17 protein-coding genes and 1 tRNA gene are annotated in these 16507 nt (G+C 66.1%); 9 read left to right on the forward strand and 9 right to left on the reverse strand.

Annotated features, from left to right (window positions below):
* The first annotated feature begins 107 nt into the window (after nt 1-107).
* On the forward strand, nt 108-1316 hold the full coding sequence (locus OCH7691_RS00740; protein WP_085881519.1) for an argininosuccinate synthase: 1209 nt from the start codon (nt 108-110) through the stop codon (nt 1314-1316).
* Nucleotides 1317-1349: 33 nt separating this feature from the next.
* Here the strand turns inward: OCH7691_RS00740 and OCH7691_RS00745 are convergent, their stop codons facing one another.
* The 4 genes from OCH7691_RS00745 to OCH7691_RS00760 are packed head-to-tail and all read right to left on the reverse strand — an operon-like array spanning nt 1350 to nt 3468.
* On the reverse strand, nt 1350-1853 hold the full coding sequence (locus OCH7691_RS00745; protein ID WP_085881520.1) for a hypothetical protein: 504 nt from the start codon (nt 1851-1853) through the stop codon (nt 1350-1352).
* Nucleotides 1854-1907: 54 nt separating this feature from the next.
* Nucleotides 1908-2813, reverse strand: coding sequence for a bifunctional methylenetetrahydrofolate dehydrogenase/methenyltetrahydrofolate cyclohydrolase FolD (gene folD / locus OCH7691_RS00750; RefSeq protein WP_085881521.1), 906 nt, complete (start codon nt 2811-2813; stop codon nt 1908-1910).
* A 51-nt stretch (nt 2814-2864) separates the two neighbouring features.
* A complete protein-coding gene (locus OCH7691_RS00755; RefSeq protein WP_139839469.1) occupies nt 2865-3197 on the reverse strand; it encodes a DUF167 family protein in 333 nt (110 codons plus the stop codon).
* On the reverse strand, nt 3190-3468 hold the full coding sequence (locus tag OCH7691_RS00760; protein WP_085881522.1) for a YggT family protein: 279 nt from the start codon (nt 3466-3468) through the stop codon (nt 3190-3192). The genes OCH7691_RS00755 and OCH7691_RS00760 overlap by 8 nt, the downstream gene beginning before the upstream one ends.
* Nucleotides 3469-3628: 160 nt before the next feature.
* Here OCH7691_RS00760 and OCH7691_RS00765 point away from each other — a divergent pair.
* From OCH7691_RS00765 to OCH7691_RS00780, 4 genes are all read left to right on the forward strand, one after another.
* Nucleotides 3629-3704 (forward strand) — tRNA-Ala (locus OCH7691_RS00765).
* Nucleotides 3705-3936: 232 nt separating this feature from the next.
* Nucleotides 3937-4407 (forward strand): hypothetical protein, encoded by a 471-nt coding sequence (locus OCH7691_RS00770; protein ID WP_085881523.1) that lies wholly within the window; start codon nt 3937-3939, stop codon nt 4405-4407.
* Between the two features lie 287 nt (nt 4408-4694).
* Nucleotides 4695-4859, forward strand: a complete 165-nt coding sequence (locus tag OCH7691_RS23145) for a hypothetical protein (protein WP_176244878.1) — start codon at nt 4695-4697, stop codon at nt 4857-4859.
* Between the two features lie 131 nt (nt 4860-4990).
* A complete protein-coding gene (locus tag OCH7691_RS00780; RefSeq protein ID WP_085881525.1) occupies nt 4991-5344 on the forward strand; it encodes a DOPA 4,5-dioxygenase family protein in 354 nt (117 codons plus the stop codon).
* A 136-nt stretch (nt 5345-5480) separates the two neighbouring features.
* Here the strand turns inward: OCH7691_RS00780 and OCH7691_RS00785 are convergent, their stop codons facing one another.
* A complete protein-coding gene (locus tag OCH7691_RS00785; RefSeq protein ID WP_085881526.1) occupies nt 5481-5807 on the reverse strand; it encodes a GcrA family cell cycle regulator in 327 nt (108 codons plus the stop codon).
* A 187-nt stretch (nt 5808-5994) separates the two neighbouring features.
* Nucleotides 5995-7248, reverse strand: coding sequence for a PQQ-dependent sugar dehydrogenase (locus tag OCH7691_RS00790; protein WP_176244879.1), 1254 nt, complete (start codon nt 7246-7248; stop codon nt 5995-5997).
* Between the two features lie 213 nt (nt 7249-7461).
* On the opposite strand from OCH7691_RS00790, the gene OCH7691_RS00795 reads away from it, so the two are divergent.
* Genes OCH7691_RS00795 through OCH7691_RS00805 form a run of 3 tightly spaced genes read left to right on the forward strand, consistent with a single transcriptional unit; the run spans nt 7462 to nt 10046 of the window.
* Nucleotides 7462-8451: a zinc-dependent alcohol dehydrogenase family protein gene (locus OCH7691_RS00795; RefSeq protein WP_085881528.1), complete on the forward strand. Its 990-nt coding sequence runs from the start codon at nt 7462-7464 to the stop codon at nt 8449-8451.
* A 26-nt stretch (nt 8452-8477) separates the two neighbouring features.
* Nucleotides 8478-9239 (forward strand): SDR family oxidoreductase, encoded by a 762-nt coding sequence (locus tag OCH7691_RS00800; protein ID WP_085881529.1) that lies wholly within the window; start codon nt 8478-8480, stop codon nt 9237-9239.
* Between the two features lie 45 nt (nt 9240-9284).
* Complete coding sequence (locus tag OCH7691_RS00805) at nt 9285-10046, forward strand: glutamine amidotransferase-related protein (RefSeq protein ID WP_085881530.1); 762 nt, start codon at nt 9285-9287, stop codon at nt 10044-10046.
* 6 nt (nt 10047-10052) lie between these two features.
* On the opposite strand, the gene OCH7691_RS00810 is transcribed toward OCH7691_RS00805, so the two are convergent.
* From OCH7691_RS00810 to OCH7691_RS22815, 3 genes are all read right to left on the reverse strand, one after another.
* Nucleotides 10053-11240 carry a CaiB/BaiF CoA transferase family protein gene (locus OCH7691_RS00810; protein WP_085881531.1) on the reverse strand — a complete coding sequence of 396 codons (1188 nt, stop codon included), beginning with the start codon at nt 11238-11240 and terminating at the stop codon, nt 10053-10055.
* Nucleotides 11241-11387: 147 nt separating this feature from the next.
* Nucleotides 11388-12701, reverse strand: coding sequence for a FecR family protein (locus tag OCH7691_RS00815; protein ID WP_176244880.1), 1314 nt, complete (start codon nt 12699-12701; stop codon nt 11388-11390).
* 10 nt (nt 12702-12711) lie between these two features.
* Complete coding sequence (locus OCH7691_RS22815; protein ID WP_139839470.1) at nt 12712-13992, reverse strand: tetratricopeptide repeat protein; 1281 nt, start codon at nt 13990-13992, stop codon at nt 12712-12714.
* A 291-nt stretch (nt 13993-14283) separates the two neighbouring features.
* Here OCH7691_RS22815 and OCH7691_RS00820 point away from each other — a divergent pair, with 291 nt between their 5' ends.
* The gene (locus OCH7691_RS00820; RefSeq protein WP_085881533.1) at nt 14284-16476 is read left to right on the forward strand and encodes a two-component system sensor histidine kinase NtrB; all 2193 of its coding nucleotides are present in this window, start codon (nt 14284-14286) and stop codon (nt 16474-16476) included.
* The last annotated feature ends 31 nt before the right edge of the window (nt 16477-16507 follow it).

Consider the following 16507-nt stretch of genomic DNA (forward strand, 5'->3'; position numbering starts at 1 on the left):
CCGAGAATCGCGGCCATCTCGGCAATTGCACCCGAGGCCGCTTGCCCTATACTCCGCGCCCGTCTCCGGCGTCATCCGGATGGGAAAGCTGAACGAAAGCCTGTTTCATGAGCGCTCAGATCAAGAAAGTCGTGCTCGCCTATTCCGGCGGCCTGGACACCTCCGTCATCCTGAAGTGGCTTCGCCAGACCTATGACTGCGAAGTCGTCACCTTCACCGCCGACCTCGGCCAGGGCGAGGAGATCGAACCGGCCCGCGCCAAGGCCGAGATGCTGGGCGTGAAGGAGATCTTCATCGAGGATCTGCGCGAGGAGTTCGTCCGCGATTTCGTCTTCCCGATGTTCCGCGCCAACGCCCTCTACGAGGGGGTCTACCTGCTCGGCACCTCGATCGCCCGGCCGCTGATTTCCAAGCGCCAGATCGAGATCGCCAGGGCGGTCGGCGCGGACGCCGTCGCCCATGGCGCGACCGGAAAGGGCAACGACCAGGTCCGCTTCGAACTCAGCTACTATGCGCTCAATCCGGACATCAAGGTGATCGCGCCCTGGCGGGAGTGGGACCTGAATTCCCGCACCAAGCTGATCCGCTTCGCCGAGGAGCACCAGATCCCGATCCCCCGCGACAAGCGTGGCGAGGCACCGTTCTCGGTCGACGCCAACCTTCTGCACATCTCGGCCGAGGGCAAGGCGCTCGAGGATCCCTGGGAGGAGGCCGGCGAGTACGTCTATTCGCGCACCGTGGCGCCGGAGGACGCGCCGGACAAGCCGCGCTATGTCGAGATCGATTTCGAGAAGGGTGACCCGGTCGCCGTCGACGGCGAGCGGCTGAGCCCGGCGGCGCTGCTCACCCGGCTCAACGAGCTCGGCGGGGCGAACGGCATCGGCCGGCTCGACCTGGTGGAGAACCGCTTCGTCGGCATGAAGAGCCGCGGTATCTACGAGACCCCGGGCGGCACGGTACTGATCGCTGCCCATCGCGGGATCGAGAGCATCACGCTGGACCGCGGCGCTATGCATCTGAAGGATGAACTGATGCCGCGCTACGCGGAGCTGATCTATTTCGGCTTCTGGTTCTCGCCCGAGCGCGAGATGCTGCAGGCGCTGATCGACAAGAGCCAGGAGAATGTCACCGGCACGGTCCGGCTCAAGCTCTACAAGGGCTCGGTCAGCGTCGTCGGCCGCAAGAGCCCGCAATCGCTCTATTCGCTCGACCATGTGACGTTCGAGGAAGACACCGTCTACGATCAGCGCGACGCGGCCGGCTTCATCAAGCTGAACGCGCTCCGCCTGCGCCTGCTCAACCGCCAGCGCGGCTGATCGGCAGCACCGGCACATCCGCGCGGCGCCGGTTCAGGGATCGGCGTTGCCGGACGGCTTTCGTCCCCGGACGAGACGGCGATAGGCGCTGACGAAGCCGCCAACGTCGCCGGCGCCTGCCCGCGTGTTGTAATGGAGTTTCCAGTAATGGCCCAGCGCCTCGGCGTCGTCCGCCGCCGGCAGCGGCTCGGCGACGCGGAAGTAGTGCACCCGGCACATCGCGGTCGCGTAGGCGAGGTTCCAGATCAGCTGCAGATGGCGTTCCGGTGACGGGCCCTCGCCGACAAGGAAGCCCCGGACCATCGAGCGGAGCCTCGAGCGATAGGCGAGAAAGCGGTCCCAGATATCGCGCTCGGTCGTCGGCTCCATCTGGTAGAGGCCGAGTGCCGGCCCGCCGTTCAGCTGCCGGAGATAGCGAAAGCGACTTTCGACCGCAGCGGTGCCAAGCAGGAGATTCTGCGCGGCCGGGCTGTTGAGGCCAAGCGCGGTCAGCACCGGGACAACGACACTGCTGCGAAACTGGTCGACATCAAGCATCCGTTTGCCCTCTCTCGAGACGTCCGGATAAATGCCCGCCCGCGCGGGACGTCGTCAGACCTCCGGCGGAGCCAAGCCGGCCTGCCGGCATGCGGCGGTTACCGTGTTGACGAGCAGGCAGGCGATCGTCATCAGGCCGACGCCGCCCGGCACCGGCGTGATCGCGCCGGCGACCTTCGCCGCCTCGGCGAAACAGACATCGCCGACCAGGCGGTTCTTGCCGTTCTCGCCCGGGATCCGGTTGATACCGACATCGATCACGGTCGCACCCGGCTTCACCCAGTCGCCTCGGACCATCTCCGGGCGGCCGACCGCGACCACCAGGATATCGGCACGCCGGCATTCCTCGGCAAGCTCCCGGGTGCGCGAGTGGGCCACCGTGACCGTGCAGTTCTCGGCCAGAAGGAGCTGGGCCATCGGCTTGCCGACGAGCAGCGAGCGGCCGAGCACCAGTGCCCGCTTGCCGGTGAGGTCGCCGAGCCGGTCCTTCAGCAGCATGAGGCAGCCGAGCGGCGTGCAGGGCACCATGCCGTCCTCGCCGGCGACGAGACGGCCGGCATTGACGACGCTCAGCCCGTCGACATCCTTGACCGGATCGATGCAGGCCAGCACCCGCTGCTCGTCGATATGGCCGGGCAGCGGCATCTGCACGAGGATGCCATGTATGCCCGGATCGGCATTCAGTGTCTCGACAGCGGCGATCAGGTCCGCCTCTGGCGTGTCCGCCGGCAGGCGGATCTCTTCCGACCGCATGCCAGCCTCGCGCGTCAGTTTACCCTTGTTGCGGACATAGACCTGGCTGGCCGGGTCCTCGCCGACCAGCACGACGGCCAGGCCGGGGGTCAGGCCCTGCGGCTTGAGGGCCGCGACCTGCGCGGCGACGCGCGCCCTGATGCCGGCGGCGAACGCCTTGCAGTCGATGACGTTGTCCGCCGGGGCGGTTGCTTTCGCTTCGCTCATATCGCTCGGTTCCGCTTCGTTCTGTCGGCCCACTCGGGCTCCCGCCGGGGCTCAGTCGCCCTGGGCGCGGAGCCAGTCTCTCAGCCGCGGGGCGAGCGTGGCGGGCTCGCCGGCGACATGAAGTGTCTTGTTTCGGTCCCTGGCGCCGGCAACCAGTGTGATCTCGCCTTGCGGCATCCGCCACTGGCGCGCGAGAAAGCGGATCAGCGCCGCGTTCGCCTTGCCCTTTTCGGGCACCGCCTTGACCCGCAGCTTCAGCCGTCGCCCGCCCTCGCCGTCATCGACGATGCCGTCGACCGCGTCGCGACCGCCCTTCGGTATCAGCCGGATCGCGAGCCCGATACCGTCAGGCAGCGTGAAAAACGGCCCCTTCGCGTCAGACAAGATACTCGAACATGAGATTGCGCACGAAGATCAACCCGAGGATCAGGATGATCGGTGAGATGTCGATGCCGCCCAGGTTGGGAAGGATGCCCCGGATCGGCCGCAGCACCGGTTCGGTCACGCGATAGAGGAAATCGCCGATCACGTAGACGATCCGGTTCTGGGTGTTGACCACGTTGAAAGCGACCAGCCAGCTGAGGATCGCGGACCCGATCAGCATCCAGATATAGATCGTGATAATCGTGTCCACGAGCTGGAGAAAAGCAATCATCGGCCACCCCGTCCTGTCGAATTCGGCCTAGATGTAGTCGTCCACCGGCCGAAGGGCAAGCACCGGATCGCCGCGCCGGACGGCCGGAAAGCCGCTTGACAGGCAGCGACGCCGATCCCTATATGATCGCCGCACGGCCCGCCTCAACGGGTCGTCCTGTGGGGCCGTAGCTCAGTTGGGAGAGCGCGACGTTCGCAATGTCGAGGTCAGGGGTTCGATTCCCCTCGGCTCCACCAATTTCCCCCTTCCCGGATCCTGATGCCGCGCAGACGGATTTCCGTACGCCGGATCCCGTCCGGCCGGATGCCGTGACGTTGCTGCCGGTATTCCGCGTGGCCAGGCCGGTCAGCGTCATTCCATGCCGAATCCCTGATTTTCTGACGTCAATTTGATGGAACTTGAGCATTTGAAGTAACCTGCCGCCACCCCACGTCTTCTCCTCGCGCCATTCAGGGAGGAGAAGACACGGTGGGGCTATCCAGTTTCGATTTCGCCGGCACGGGCGCATACAGGTACCTGCTCGTCCTGCTGGCGGCGGGCGGGATCGGTGAAGTCGTCCTCGAACTGCTCTCCTGGTGGGTCGCCCCGACCGTTCTCGGAATGGCCATGCGCCCGGACATCCTGGTCAGCGCGCTCGCCCACGTCCAGTTCGGGCTGGAGATCCCGGTGAAGCTCGCGGTAAGCATCCACTTGGCGCTCGGACTGCTCGGCTTTCCCCTGCTCTTCGCGCTCGTCAGAGCCGTTTCTGGCGCCCGCTCGAGCGTGGCGCCCGCGCTCGTCACCGGCGTCGCCCTATGGGCGATCGCCCAGGCAATCCTGGCGCCGCTCGCGGGGCGCCCCTTCATGCTCGGCTTCGGTCCCTATACTTGGGCGTCCCTGGTCGTTCACGTGGTCTACATGCTTGTCGTCGCACGCACGGTGGACGTCCTGAGACGATAAGCCGGCCCGGGTGTGACGGCCCTCACGGTCCGGTTCGCAGGGCCTTTCGCGTTGGCAATCCGTCCCTATCTATGGGCCTGTGACGGATGGGAACCGGAAGACGGTCGCGAACGACCGCCGGAACCGGAACGCCCGAGGACAATGGGCCGGTCGGTCACGTCCGAATCACCAAGGATTCACGGGCCGTGGCGACAATGGTCGGCGATGTCCGCCAGAACCCCAACCGGGGGAGGCGGATAGCCCGCCACCAGGGTCGCGAATGCGCCGAAGAGAAGGAGACGCGAACGATGTCGATCAGTAATGACCTCCGCACCCTGCTCCTTGCCATCGCGCTGGCGGCCGTCGCCGCCTTCACGATCTTCGATGAAAGCGCCGATTACAGGCTGCCCAAGGGCGAAGCCGTCAGCCTCGACAGGCCCGCGGCCGCCGTCGCGCCGTCACCGAACGCCTGATCGTCGGTCGCGGACCCACCGATATCGATTGTTGCCCCCGCGGCACCGCTCCGTCGCCGCCGATCCGCTTGCCAAGAGCCGTGCCGATGGCCGATGGTCAGGATCGGAGCGACACTGACGCGGGGCGCGGAATGCGCGACATTGGCGAGATCACGGGCTATCACGCCCATATCTATTACGAAGCGGAGACGCGGGCGGGCGCTGCCGCCCTGCGGCGCGCCATCATCGAAGCCTTCCCGGTCGCGCTCGGTCGCTGGCGCGAAAGCCCGGTCGGGCCGCATGCGCGCGCGATGTACCAGGTTGCCTTCACGCCGGACCTGTTTCACCGCTTCGTCCCATGGCTGATGCTGAACCGGGGCCCGCTGGCGATCCTGGTGCATCCGGAAACCGGCGACGATGTGGCCGATCACAGCAACAATGCCCTCTGGCTCGGCGAGAAGCTGCCTGTCGACCTGAATTTCCTGCGGCGCGTCGCCAACGGCTGAGCATCGCCCGGTCGATGACTTGCCCGTCTGGCCGTGAAATCCTCGCCGGAAACGCGAACGGGCCGGTATGGCATGTCGCCACCCGACCCGTCTTCATCTGTTGCCGGCCGCCATCCGACGGCCCTCGCCGGCCCGTTCAGGCCGCGGCGCTGTCCCGGTTCTGGTAAGCCAGATTGCAGTGATGCACGCAATAGGGCTTTCCTGCCGCCGCCTCCTTGTTGCAGAAGCGGAAGTCCGGTTCACCGGGATGGCCGATCGGCCACTGACAGGGCCGCTTTGCCGACGGCTCCGCCCGAACCGACGCAGGCTTGGCCTCACCCTTGGCTGACAGGTTCAGCCGGTTGGCCTTTCCGATCACCGCGTTACGGGTCACGCCGCCCAGCGCTTCGGCGATATCCGCCGCTGTCTTGCCGTTTCCCCAAAGCTCTTTCAGCAGTTCGACGCGTTCCTCGGTCCAAGTCATTCCCGTGCCCAAATCCCAGCTTGCAGTTCAATATCCAGTACGGCGGCGCCCATACCGCGCAAGATATACGCCGCACACCACGTTTTCACAGTTCGTCCCCGAAGCTTTGTATACTCCGCCAAACGGCGTAAAAGCTCAACCTGAAATCAAGCCCGCGACACCTTTGGAGAGGCCCCCGGGCCAGTGGTCACTCGCCGCGCCAGGCGATCCGCCAGACCGTCCCACCGGTGTCGTCAGCCACCAGAAGCGCACCGTCCGCGGCCACGGCGAGCCCCGCCGGGCGCCCCCAGACGCGCGCCCGGTCGCCGTCGCCGAGTCGGAATCCCAACGCGAAATCAACGTAATGTCCGAGCGGGCGGCCGTCCCGGAACGGCACCCTGACGATCTTGTAGCCGGTCGGTCGGGCGGCATTCCACGACCCGCGCAGCGCCACGAAGGCATCGCCGCGATAGTCGGGTGGAAACAGGCTGCCATCGTAGAACGCGAGGCCGATCGGCGCCGAATGGGCCTGGAAAAGAACGTCAGGGCGAACCGTCGCCGCGACCTTCTCCGGCGCACGATCGCCGTAGTCCGGATCGGGAATGCCGCCGGCATAGGCATAGGGCCAGCCGAAGAACTCGTCCTGCCGGATACGCGTCAGGAAGTCGGGCACGAGATCGTCGCCATAGCCGTCACGTTCGTTCACGACGACATAGACGTCGCCGGTGTCGGGGTGGCGGGCGATCCCGACCGGATTGCGCAAACCGTCGGCGAATGTCCGCTGACCGTCGCCGCCCGCATCGAAATGCTGGACGCTGGCGCGAACCGGGTCCTCCTCGCCGACATTGCCGCGACTGCCGACGGTGACGAGAAAGCCACCGCCGTCCGCGTCGAACAGGAGATTCCGCGTCCAGTGGCCGCGTCCATCGCCGAGCGCGCCGTCGCCGGTCACCGGCTCAGGCGAGCCTGACACCGCGTCGTCGCCCGGCGCATAGCGCATCCGCACGATCCGCCGCGGCTCGCCGACATAGAGCCAGCCGTCGCGCCACGCCATGCCATGCGGGCGATCCAGCCCGTCCGCGATGATCCGGCGAACCTCGGCCTTGCCGTCACCATCGCCGTCACGAAGCAGCGTGATCCGCGACGCCTTCGGTTCCGAGACGAGCACGTCGCCGTTGTCGAGAACCAGGAACCAGCGCGGATGCTCCAGCCGATCGGCGAAGATCGACGCCGTGAAGCCTGCCGGAACCGTGAGCCCGGCGAAAGTCGGGCGGGCGACCCGCGCCGGCGAATTGGCGACGCTCTCGCTCGCGAACGGCGCCGGCAGTTGCTCGGGCAGGATCAGATGCCGGACGCCAACCGCCTCGACCTGGTCGTCTGCCGCCACCGCGAGGCCCGGCACGGTCCAGGAAACCGTTGCCAGCGCCAGCAGCGCGAAGATCCCCGGCCATCGTCTGTCCATCGCTGCCTCTCCTTCCGCTTTCTGCCATGCCTGGTCCCTGCCCGGATCGGCAACAGGCATGAGCAATAGATGGAGGCCGGCGGCGCCCTGTAAACCGCTCGCGCTGAATTCACGGCAACACCGGGCAGCGTCCTTGCCCTCGGGAGCGCGGTCGTTAGACTGTCGCCGCCGCGCCGAACGGCGGCGGCGCACTCCAGCAACGGGCGGACCCTGATGAAAGCGGTACAATTCTCGAAGATCGGCGCACCGGAAGAGGTCTGCGACATTGTCGAGCTCGATGAGCCCCCCGCACCGGGCAAGGGCGAGGTTCTGCTCGAGGTTCTCTACAGCCCGATCAATCCGGCCGATCTTCTCCTGCTGTCAGGTCGTTACGGTTCGTCGTTGCCGAAACTGCCGCTGATCGCGGGTGGCGAAGGGCTCTGCCGGGTCGCCGCGCTCGGCCCCGGCGTCGACAGCTTCGCCGTCGGCGACCTGACGCTGTTTCCCGGTCGCGGTGCCTGGCGCGAGCGGATCGTCGCGCCCGCCGCCGCCCTGGTCCATCTCCCGGGAGACGGCGACCCGGCACAGCTCGCGATGCTGCGGGTCAATCCGGCAACGGCCTATCTGATGCTCAAGCAGTTCGTCGAGCTGACGCCGGGCGACTGGGTCATCCAGAACGCCGCCAATTCCGGGGTCGGCCACGCGACGATCACGCTCGCCCGCGAAATGGGCGTGCGTACGCTCAACGTGGTCCGCCGCGACGACGTCGAGGCGGAGCTTGGCGCCCTTGGCGCCGACGCCGTCCTGGTCGACGGCCCCGATCTCGCCGAACGCGTTGCCGCGATCGTCGGCGACGGCAAGGTGAAGCTCGCCCTGGACGCGGTCGGCGGGGAAGCGACCGAACGCCTGGCAAGCGCGCTTTCCGACGGCGGCACGGTGGTCAATTACGGGCTGCTCTCGGGCGAGAATTGCCAGCTTTCGAGCCGGAACGTGGTGTTCCGGAATATCGCGCTGCGCGGCTTCTGGCTCGCCCCCTGGTTCGGCACCGCCTCGGCCGACGAGATCAGCACGCTTTATATCGAACTGGCCCGTTACGTCGCCGCCGGCACGATCCATGTGCCGGTCGAGAAGATCTATCCGTTCGAGGAACTCGGCGACGCGCTTCGCCATGCCGGTCGGCCGGGACGGGGCGGCAAGATCCTGCTCCGTTTCGCTGCCGCCTGAAAACAGTAACAGGGAGAACGATCGACATGGGACGGGTCGCAGGAAAGATTGCGCTGGTCACCGGCGCCGCCGGGGGGCTTGGCGCGGCAATATCACGAATGCTGGCGGCCGAAGGCGCCAAGGTCGTGCTGACCGACATCGATCGCGCCGGGGCAGAGCGTGTCGCCGCCGGGATCGGCCCCGACAATTGCCTGGCTCTTGGTCACGACGTGACGAGCGAGGACGACTGGAAGGCCGTACTCGAGGCAACGAAAGAGCATTTCGGCGGCTTGAGCATTCTCGTCAACAACGCCGGGATCGGCGGCGGCGGCGATATCGAGGCGGTCGAGTTCGAAACCTGGAAGCGGGTTCACGCCATCGATCTCGACAGCGTCTTCTGGGGCTGCAAGCTCTCGCTCGCCTACATGCGCGACAACGCCCCCGGATCGATCGTCAACATCTCATCGATCGCCGGCATCATCGCCGGCCACAACATGGCGTCCTACAATTCCGCCAAGGCCGCCGTCCGTCACCTGAGCAAGTCGGTGGCCCTGCACTGCGCCCGGCAACGCTACGAGATCCGCTGCAACTCGGTCCATCCGACCTTCATCAAGACGCCGATTCTCAACCGTTACGTCGAGAAATTTGGCCGCGACGAGGCCTATGGAAAACTTGCCCGCCAGGTGCCCATGGGACGGATCGGCGACCCTGACGACGTGGCCTACGCGGTGCTCTACCTGGCCTCCGACGAGTCGAAATTCGTCACCGGCGCCGAGCTCGTCATCGATGGCGGCATCAGTGCAATGTGAGCCGACGCTTGCCGGAATGCGGACGGCTTCTTATCCTCGGCGCCCATGATTCCAGCAAAGTCGTCGCCGAAGATCCTGCTGATCGTGCACCAGCGCTACTCCGACCCGGGTCGCGTCGGTCTCAGGCTGCGCACCCATGGCATGGACCTTGAGATCCGCCGGCCGGCCTGCGGCGATTCCCTTCCCGACAGCATGGACGACTACGCGGGCGCCGTGGTCTTCGGCGGCCCGATGAGCGCCAACGACGACCATGAAGCCTTCATCCGCGACGAACTTGCCTGGATCCCCCGGGCGGTCGAGAGCGGCAAGCCGTTTCTCGGCATCTGCCTCGGGGCCCAGCTCCTGGCGCGCACGCTCGGCGCAACGGTCACGCCGCATGCCGACGAGATGGCCGAGATCGGCTATTTCCCGATTTGCCCGACCGCAGCCGGCCGGGATCTGTTCGAACCCGGCTTCCACGTCTTCCAGTGGCATGTCGAGGGTTTCGGCGTCCCCGATTCCGCGGAGCTTCTGGCGACCGGCGACATCTTTCGCAACCAGGCCTTCCGCTATGGCCGGAACGCCTACGGCCTGCAGTTCCATCCTGAAGTGACCGAGGCGATGAACCGGCGCTGGACCATCAAGGGCGCCGCCCGGCTCAGCAACAGGGGCGCGCAGAGCGCCGAGGAACAACTCGCCGGCCGGGCCCGCCACGACAATCGCATGTCGCGATGGCTCGACCGCTTCATCGTGCACTGGCTCGATCAGGAGCAGGCCCCGGTAAAGGTGGCCTCCGCGGAACAGCCGGCCCTGGTCGCGGGCGACTGAGCGCCCCTAGACCGCGCCGGCAGCGCGCAGCGCGCCGATTTCGTCCGCCGAGTAACCCAGTTCACCGAGAATCTCGTCGGTATGCTGTCCGAGCGTCGGGGCGGCGCGCTGGACGGCGCCCGGCGTTTCCGAAAGCCGGATCGGAACCGGCGCGACCGGAACCGGCTTCTCGATCCCCGGATAACGGCAGGTTTCGAACATGCCGACCGCGTTCACATGGGGATCGTCGATGAGCTGCTGCGTCGTGTAGACCGGGCCGGCGGGAATGCGAGCGGCGTCGAGCTCGGCCAGGGCCTCGGCGGTCGTCCGGGTCGCGCACCATTCGGCGGTGCGCGCGCTCAGGATGTCGCCATTGTCGCCGCGCGCCTGGTCGTCCTTGAAGCGCGGGTCGTCGAGCCAACGCTCCGCATCGCCCATGAGACGCGCCCAGCGCTTGAAGAGCTGATTGCCCACGCATTGCACGAGGATCGCCCCGTCGCGCGTCGGGAAGGCGTCGGTCGGGCCGGCATTCTGGCCGCGGTTGCCGGAACCGACCCGGTTCACGCCGGTCAGGGCCTGCTCGATCAGGTAGGCGCTGTTGAAATTGACCGCGGTGCCGAGGAGCGACGCCTCGACCTGCTGGCCGCGGCCGCTCTTCTGGCGCTCCATCAGGGCGGCCAGCGTCGCGAAGGCAGAGAGGCTTGCCGTACCGTAATCGACCCAGGGCGTCATGGTCTTGCGGGGCTCGCCCGGGGTTCCGGCAAGATGCATCGCGCCGGACATCGCCTGGCCGATGCCGTCGAAGCCGACGCGTTCGCTGTAGGGACCGCTGTGCCCGAAGGCCGAGGCGGTGGTCAGGATGATATCCGCCTTGATCGCCCGAAGGCTCTCGTAGTCCAGCCCCATCGCCTTCAGCGTCGCCTGCGGCAGGTTGGCGACCACGACGTCGGCGGTGGCGACGAGGCGCCGCACCACGTCCTTGCCTTCCGGTTTCATCGGGTCGAGGGTCAGGCCGCGCTTGTTGCGGCCGATCTGCAGATACATCGCGCCGACGCCGTCGTCAGCCACCGGCAGAAGATAGCGGTCCTCGCTGCCGTCGAGCTTCTCGACGCGGATCACCTCGGCGCCGAAATCGCCGAGCAGGGTCGCGCAGTAAGGGCCGGCGATATAGCGGCCGAAATCCAGCACGCGAATGCCGTCGAGAATACCGGGCACCAAATCCCTCCCACTTGTCTACCAGACGAGCATCCAGGCCGCGCGTCGGCGGGACAGGCTACTCCCTTGCGAATTTCCTGAAGACTAGAGCAGTGGAATGCCCAGTACCAGCGTGACCCCGTCACATCGGGTCACCAGCGCCGCAAGTCACGGTTGGTTGATCTCTCCGTTGCCGAGGAAGGCGCCGACACCGAAATAGTCCTGTCCCCTGCTGATCTCGAAAGAGCCCGTGGGAATGAGTTCCTGCGTCGTCTCGATGAACTGGTTAAGGAAAACGCCGCTCGCCTCCCCGGTCATCGGCGGCGAGGAAATGAGCGCGGTCGAGGTGAAGGACGTTTTCGTCAAGTCGTCGCCGGCGACATCGAACGAGAAGTTCATGCCGTCGAAATCGGCGATATCGAGCGCACCGAGATTGGTGCCGAAATTGTAGGTCAGGTTGAACGTCGAGCCCGAGGTCTGCCGGAACGACTGGCCATCTATGACATATCCTTCGACCGCGCCGGCATAGGTCGCAACGCCGCCGAAATTGCCGAGATCGGTCGGGACGCCGACCTCAACGGCAAGATCGGAAATCTCCTGCAGCAGGCCGTTGTAGGCCACGGCGAGATTGGGATCGAAGATGAAGTCGTCGTCCGGGCTGGAGATCGGTTCGAATGCCGTATTCTGGGCGGCATTGTCGACTTCGCTCTCGTCATCGAGGACAAGCGTCTCCGTCGGGCCGGAGTCGTTGTCCTGGTTCGGATTCACGCCATTCGGGCCGATCGCCGAATTGAAAGCGGCAATCGCGTTGACGAGTTCCGGATCGACCACGAGCAGGCGGACATTCTCGAGCAGCGACGGCGATGCCTCGAGCCCGCCCTGCCAGTCGGCAAGGCGTTCCGGCGGCAGTCGACGGATCGCGGAAATCTGCCCGTCGACGATCTCGACGTAGAAGCCCGGCCGGGTAATCCGCTGGATGCTGTTGCCCACTCGGACGATCATCTCGCGGCCATAGAGGAAGGCGGCACGTACCGTCGCCCCCGCCTCGATGATGCCGACCCCGCCGCGAATACCGATGGTCGCGCTACCGACGTTGAGCGTGACCGGGTTCGCCTTGCTGATCCGGCCGCCCACGAAACGGAACAGGCCCTTGGTCGCCGAGAGCGCGAGATCGCCGGTCTTGGCCTCCGGGTCGTAGACGTAGCGATCCAGCAGGAGATCGGAATTCGGGCCGATGGTGAGCGATGAGCCGTCATTGAAGAGCAACTGGGTGCGTCCCAGTCCGCCGGTCTCCACCCGCTCCTCCTGGACCATCCGCGTGCCCGTCTCAAGCAGCCGGGGCGCCTTGGAAGGTGGCGTACCCTGGGCGTCGGGTTGCACGGCGGTGGAGACGCCGATCGATCCGTCCTCTCCGGCCGCCAGCGCACCGGTCGCAGAGGAAAGCAGCAGTAACGCGACAAGCGGCAGGGCGGTCATGCGCATCGGGTATTCCTCAAAAGCGATACATCGCGCCGAGCGTAAGCGCGATATTGCTGAATTCGTAATTGGGCAGCGACGAGTCGATATCGCGGACAGAAGCGCTGCCGATGGCGTTCCAGCTCTCGGCGAACGGGACCACGAGGGTTGCCGCCAGCCGGGTCTCGCGGTCCACCCGCTTGACGTTCGGGTCGACGACGGGGTCGGGTGAATCATAGTGGGTAACGAACAGCCCGCCCGAGACCATTACCGTCCAGGGCGCGGGCGTCAGGGCGAACTCGGGCCGGAAATTGTGGGTCGTGGAGAGCGTGAAGCCATGCGTGCGGCTCTCCTCGTGATCGACGTCGGCACCCTCGAAGATGAACAGGGCCGAACCCGAAACCCGGGTATCCGGGCCGACCCGGTGATGGACGTCCATCTTGGCCGTCCATTCCTCGCCGTCCTGGTCGCTGTTGCTGGTCCGGTTGGCGCCGTCCGAATACTGCCGGGAACGGACCATGCCGGTGAAGCCCATCTGGAAGAGCGGGGTCACCGTCGCGTCGAGGCCGACACCGCCGCCGAACATGGTGGAATATTCATGATCGTCGAGCCGGATGTGCCCCGCCGTCACGAACGGCCGGACCGAGAGACCCACGAGGTCGCCGGCGGGCAGCGGAATGCGCGGGCCGGTGTCGGCATCGAGCAGGATCAGGTTCAGCTGATCCTCCTGGTCCTGCAGCGTCCCGTAGGCGGTCAGGTTGCTTTCGAGCGTGACACCGTTCTGGGCCTCGAAATCGTAGACATGGCCGAGATTGAGAATGCCGAAGAGGTTGGTGTCGTCCTGTTCGCTGAATTCGTCATCCAGTCGCGCATTCAATCCGAAAAGCCGGACGTCTCGCGATTCCGGACCGGCATTCGCATTGGTCTGGTATCGCAGGCCGACAATGGCCGATCCGTCGAAACGGTTGCTCGCGAGGCGCTTGTCGATGGCCGCGAGATAGCCCTGGACGCGAGCCGCCAGCGGTCCCGGCAGGCGATCGTCCTCGGCAATCTCGAGCAGGTATCCCTTCGCCGCGACGTAGGATCCGAGCCGGAAATAGAGCACGCCGAGTTCAAGGCGGACCTGGGGAAGATCCGGATTGAGCAGCAGCATCCGCTCGAGCGTGCCGATCGCGCCTTCGAAATCGTCGACCGCGATCGCCGCCCGGGCATGGGCGAAAGCCTTCTCGAGGTCGGCGGGATCGGCCAGCATGGCCTCGAAACTGGATTGGTAGAGCGCCTCGGCGGCGGCATCCGGTTCGGCCGCCACCGACGACATGGCAGTACCGAGAAGTAATCCAGCAGCAAAAAGCACTCGGTAAAAATACGGAACGCGCACGCCGGGCCCCCCAGGGTCGTGATCGGATCGCCGCACGGGTGCATACGATCCTGCTCAGGGGAGCATTAACATTATGTGTTTTCGATGGAAACGCCAAAATGCGCGTTTGGTTGGGAGGTCGACCCGGCAACGGAGGGTTAACTGTTCAGTGATTATCGTGCAGATTGCCGACACGAGACTGAAGCGTAAAGAGTGCCAGTGCGAGACGACCCAGGATCCACGGACAAGCCCATGCCGGCCGAACAGGACGTTGCAACCGGGCGAGGCGTCGAGCGTCGTCGATGGAAGCCGATCGGCATCAGGACGGTCCTGTTCAGCATCATGCTGGCCAGTGTCGTTTCAACCTGTCTCGGCATCGTCGGCTTCCTCGGCATTGTCCTCTACCAGGTCGGAGTCGCACGGGTCGACCAGATCCTCGAGGATCGCCAGCTCACGCAGAACAAGATCCTGCAGGCGCACCTTCATAACGCCACGACGGTTCTCCAGGGGATGTACCGCGGGATGGCAACCGAACCGGTCGTCATCGACTTGGAGGGGCACCCGTCCTGGTCCAGCCTGTTCGCCGACTGGTCAGGCACGTTGCGGAAAAGCGGCGTTGCCTTCATCAGGCTCGTTGACGGCGACGGCCGGGACCGCGGCGGGTTTGGCACCCGCCCTGTCCTGCCGCCGATACCGATCCTGCCGGACAGGGTCGGGATCGCGAACGGCGTCTGGTCGCCGGCCTTCGACCAATCGACGTCGGAGGTGTACGCGGTCTTCCGCGCCCGCATCACCGACCACGGCGTTGGCGGCAGCACCGATTCATCGCTGCTGACGATGACCATGGGTCTGCCGATCGACAAGTCCCTGCTCCGCGAGATTGCCGACGCGCTTCGGGCGGAATCGGTGATGGTCGTCTTTGCCGGACAGGCCGGCGCGCGCATCGGGCCGGATATCCCCGACTTCCAGCAGGTGGAACGGACGACGACTCTCGACTGGGGCGACCGCAGTCTCACGGCGCGGCTTTCCGTCAAGGGCATTCCCGGTCTTGCCGGGATCGACACCATCACCGTGATACCGGCCTTCGCCCTCAGGGTGCTGCTGGACAAGGGGGCGGTCGTGGTCCTGCTGCCCTTCATCTTCCTGTCGGGCTTCGGGATCGTCGGATTCCTGCTGTTGCGTCGCTTCGTCACACTTCCGGCCAAGCATCTGCGCGAATTCGCCCGGGCGATCGTCCGGAGCGGTTCCGGCGAAGTCTACAAGCCGGGCCCGGTCGTCGAGTTCAACGACGTCGGCCGGGCGCTTTCGGACACCGTTCGCGCCCTGGCGGAAAGCGAGCAGCGCTTTCGCGATTTCGCGGCGGCAGCGTCCGACTGGTTGTGGGAAGCCGACGAGGGCGGCCGTTTCACCTATGTTTCGCGCAACGCCCAGCCGATCTTCGGCACTGCGGCAAGGGGCGCACTCGGCCGCACGATGTTCGAGATCGCCGTCGACGATCAGGATACCGCCGAATGGCAGCGATACCGCGAGCGCCTGCGCCAGCGCCGGTCCTTTCGCGATCTCGTCTTCCAGTATGATTCCGGCGACGGACGGGTCCATCACATCCGGGCCAGCGGCCGACCGGTCCATGACCGGAACGGCAACTTCCGCGGCTATCGCGGCACCGGCTCGGATGTTACGGAGGAGACCGAAAGCAAGCGGCGCGCGGAAGCCGCCGAGAAGGCCCTGCGTGAATCCCGCGAGATCGAGACCCTGGGCGCGCTGACCGGCGGCGTCGCGCACGACTACAACAACATGCTCGGGGTCATCATCGGCAACCTGGAACTGCTGCAGGACGAACGCCCCGACAACGAGGAGATTCAGGCCGCCATCGAACCGGCACTCAGGGCCGCCAATCGCGCAACCGAGATGACCCAACGCCTGCTCGCCTTCGGTCGGCGGCAGAATCTGGCACCGCAGCGCATCGATATCGCGTCCGCCCTGCGCGAGGTCGAGCCGCTGCTGCGCCAGGGCCTCGGCGCTCGCCACGACCTGTCCATCGAGACCGAACCCGACCTTTGGCCCTGCCGGATCGACCCGAACCAGTTCGAACACATGCTGGTCGGGCTGGTCGTGAACGGCCGCGATGCCATGCCGCTCGGCGGCACCCTGCTGATCCGGGCCGCGAACCGCGGATCGATGCGGCACGAGGCGGACGGGACGACGGAGCCCGACGAGGGCGATTTCGTCTGCCTCAGCATCGCTGACAGTGGTCGCGGCATTCCGCAGGACGAGATCGAGCGGATCTTCGAGCCCTATTTCACCACCAAGGGCCGATCCGGCCATCGCGGCCTGGGACTGTCCATGGTGCACGGCTTCGTCAAGCAGTCGGGCGGGCATCTGACCGTGGAGAGCGAGGTCGGGCGCGGCAGTCGCTTCGACATCTACCTGCCCCGGGCAGCCTGACGCCGGGCACGAGGCCCGGCGCCTGACGTTT

Origin of the sequence: Oceanibacterium hippocampi (genome assembly GCF_900172325.1) — a bacterium.
Classification (GTDB): domain Bacteria; phylum Pseudomonadota; class Alphaproteobacteria; order Sneathiellales; family Sneathiellaceae; genus Oceanibacterium; species Oceanibacterium hippocampi.

Bases quoted from the DNA above. Each gene is read 5' to 3' on its own strand.
- OCH7691_RS00745 (WP_085881520.1), bottom strand. From the start codon at position 1,853: ATGCTTGATGTCGACCAGTTTCGCAGCAGTGTCGTTGTCCCGGTGCTG.
- folD (WP_085881521.1), bottom strand. From the start codon at position 2,813: ATGAGCGAAGCGAAAGCAACCGCCCCGGCGGACAACGTCATCGACTGC.
- OCH7691_RS00785 (WP_085881526.1), bottom strand. From the start codon at position 5,807: ATGACTTGGACCGAGGAACGCGTCGAACTGCTGAAAGAGCTTTGGGGA.
- OCH7691_RS00740 (WP_085881519.1), top strand. From the start codon at position 108: ATGAGCGCTCAGATCAAGAAAGTCGTGCTCGCCTATTCCGGCGGCCTG.
- OCH7691_RS00795 (WP_085881528.1), top strand. From the start codon at position 7,462: ATGAAAGCGGTACAATTCTCGAAGATCGGCGCACCGGAAGAGGTCTGC.
- OCH7691_RS00815 (WP_176244880.1), bottom strand. From the start codon at position 12,701: ATGCGCATGACCGCCCTGCCGCTTGTCGCGTTACTGCTGCTTTCCTCT.
- OCH7691_RS22815 (WP_139839470.1), bottom strand. From the start codon at position 13,992: ATGTCGTCGGTGGCGGCCGAACCGGATGCCGCCGCCGAGGCGCTCTAC.
- OCH7691_RS00805 (WP_085881530.1), top strand. From the start codon at position 9,285: ATGATTCCAGCAAAGTCGTCGCCGAAGATCCTGCTGATCGTGCACCAG.
- OCH7691_RS00820 (WP_085881533.1), top strand. From the start codon at position 14,284: ATGCCGGCCGAACAGGACGTTGCAACCGGGCGAGGCGTCGAGCGTCGT.
- OCH7691_RS23145 (WP_176244878.1), top strand. From the start codon at position 4,695: ATGTCGATCAGTAATGACCTCCGCACCCTGCTCCTTGCCATCGCGCTG.
- OCH7691_RS00780 (WP_085881525.1), top strand. From the start codon at position 4,991: ATGCGCGACATTGGCGAGATCACGGGCTATCACGCCCATATCTATTAC.
- OCH7691_RS00800 (WP_085881529.1), top strand. From the start codon at position 8,478: ATGGGACGGGTCGCAGGAAAGATTGCGCTGGTCACCGGCGCCGCCGGG.
- OCH7691_RS00760 (WP_085881522.1), bottom strand. From the start codon at position 3,468: ATGATTGCTTTTCTCCAGCTCGTGGACACGATTATCACGATCTATATC.
- OCH7691_RS00790 (WP_176244879.1), bottom strand. From the start codon at position 7,248: ATGGACAGACGATGGCCGGGGATCTTCGCGCTGCTGGCGCTGGCAACG.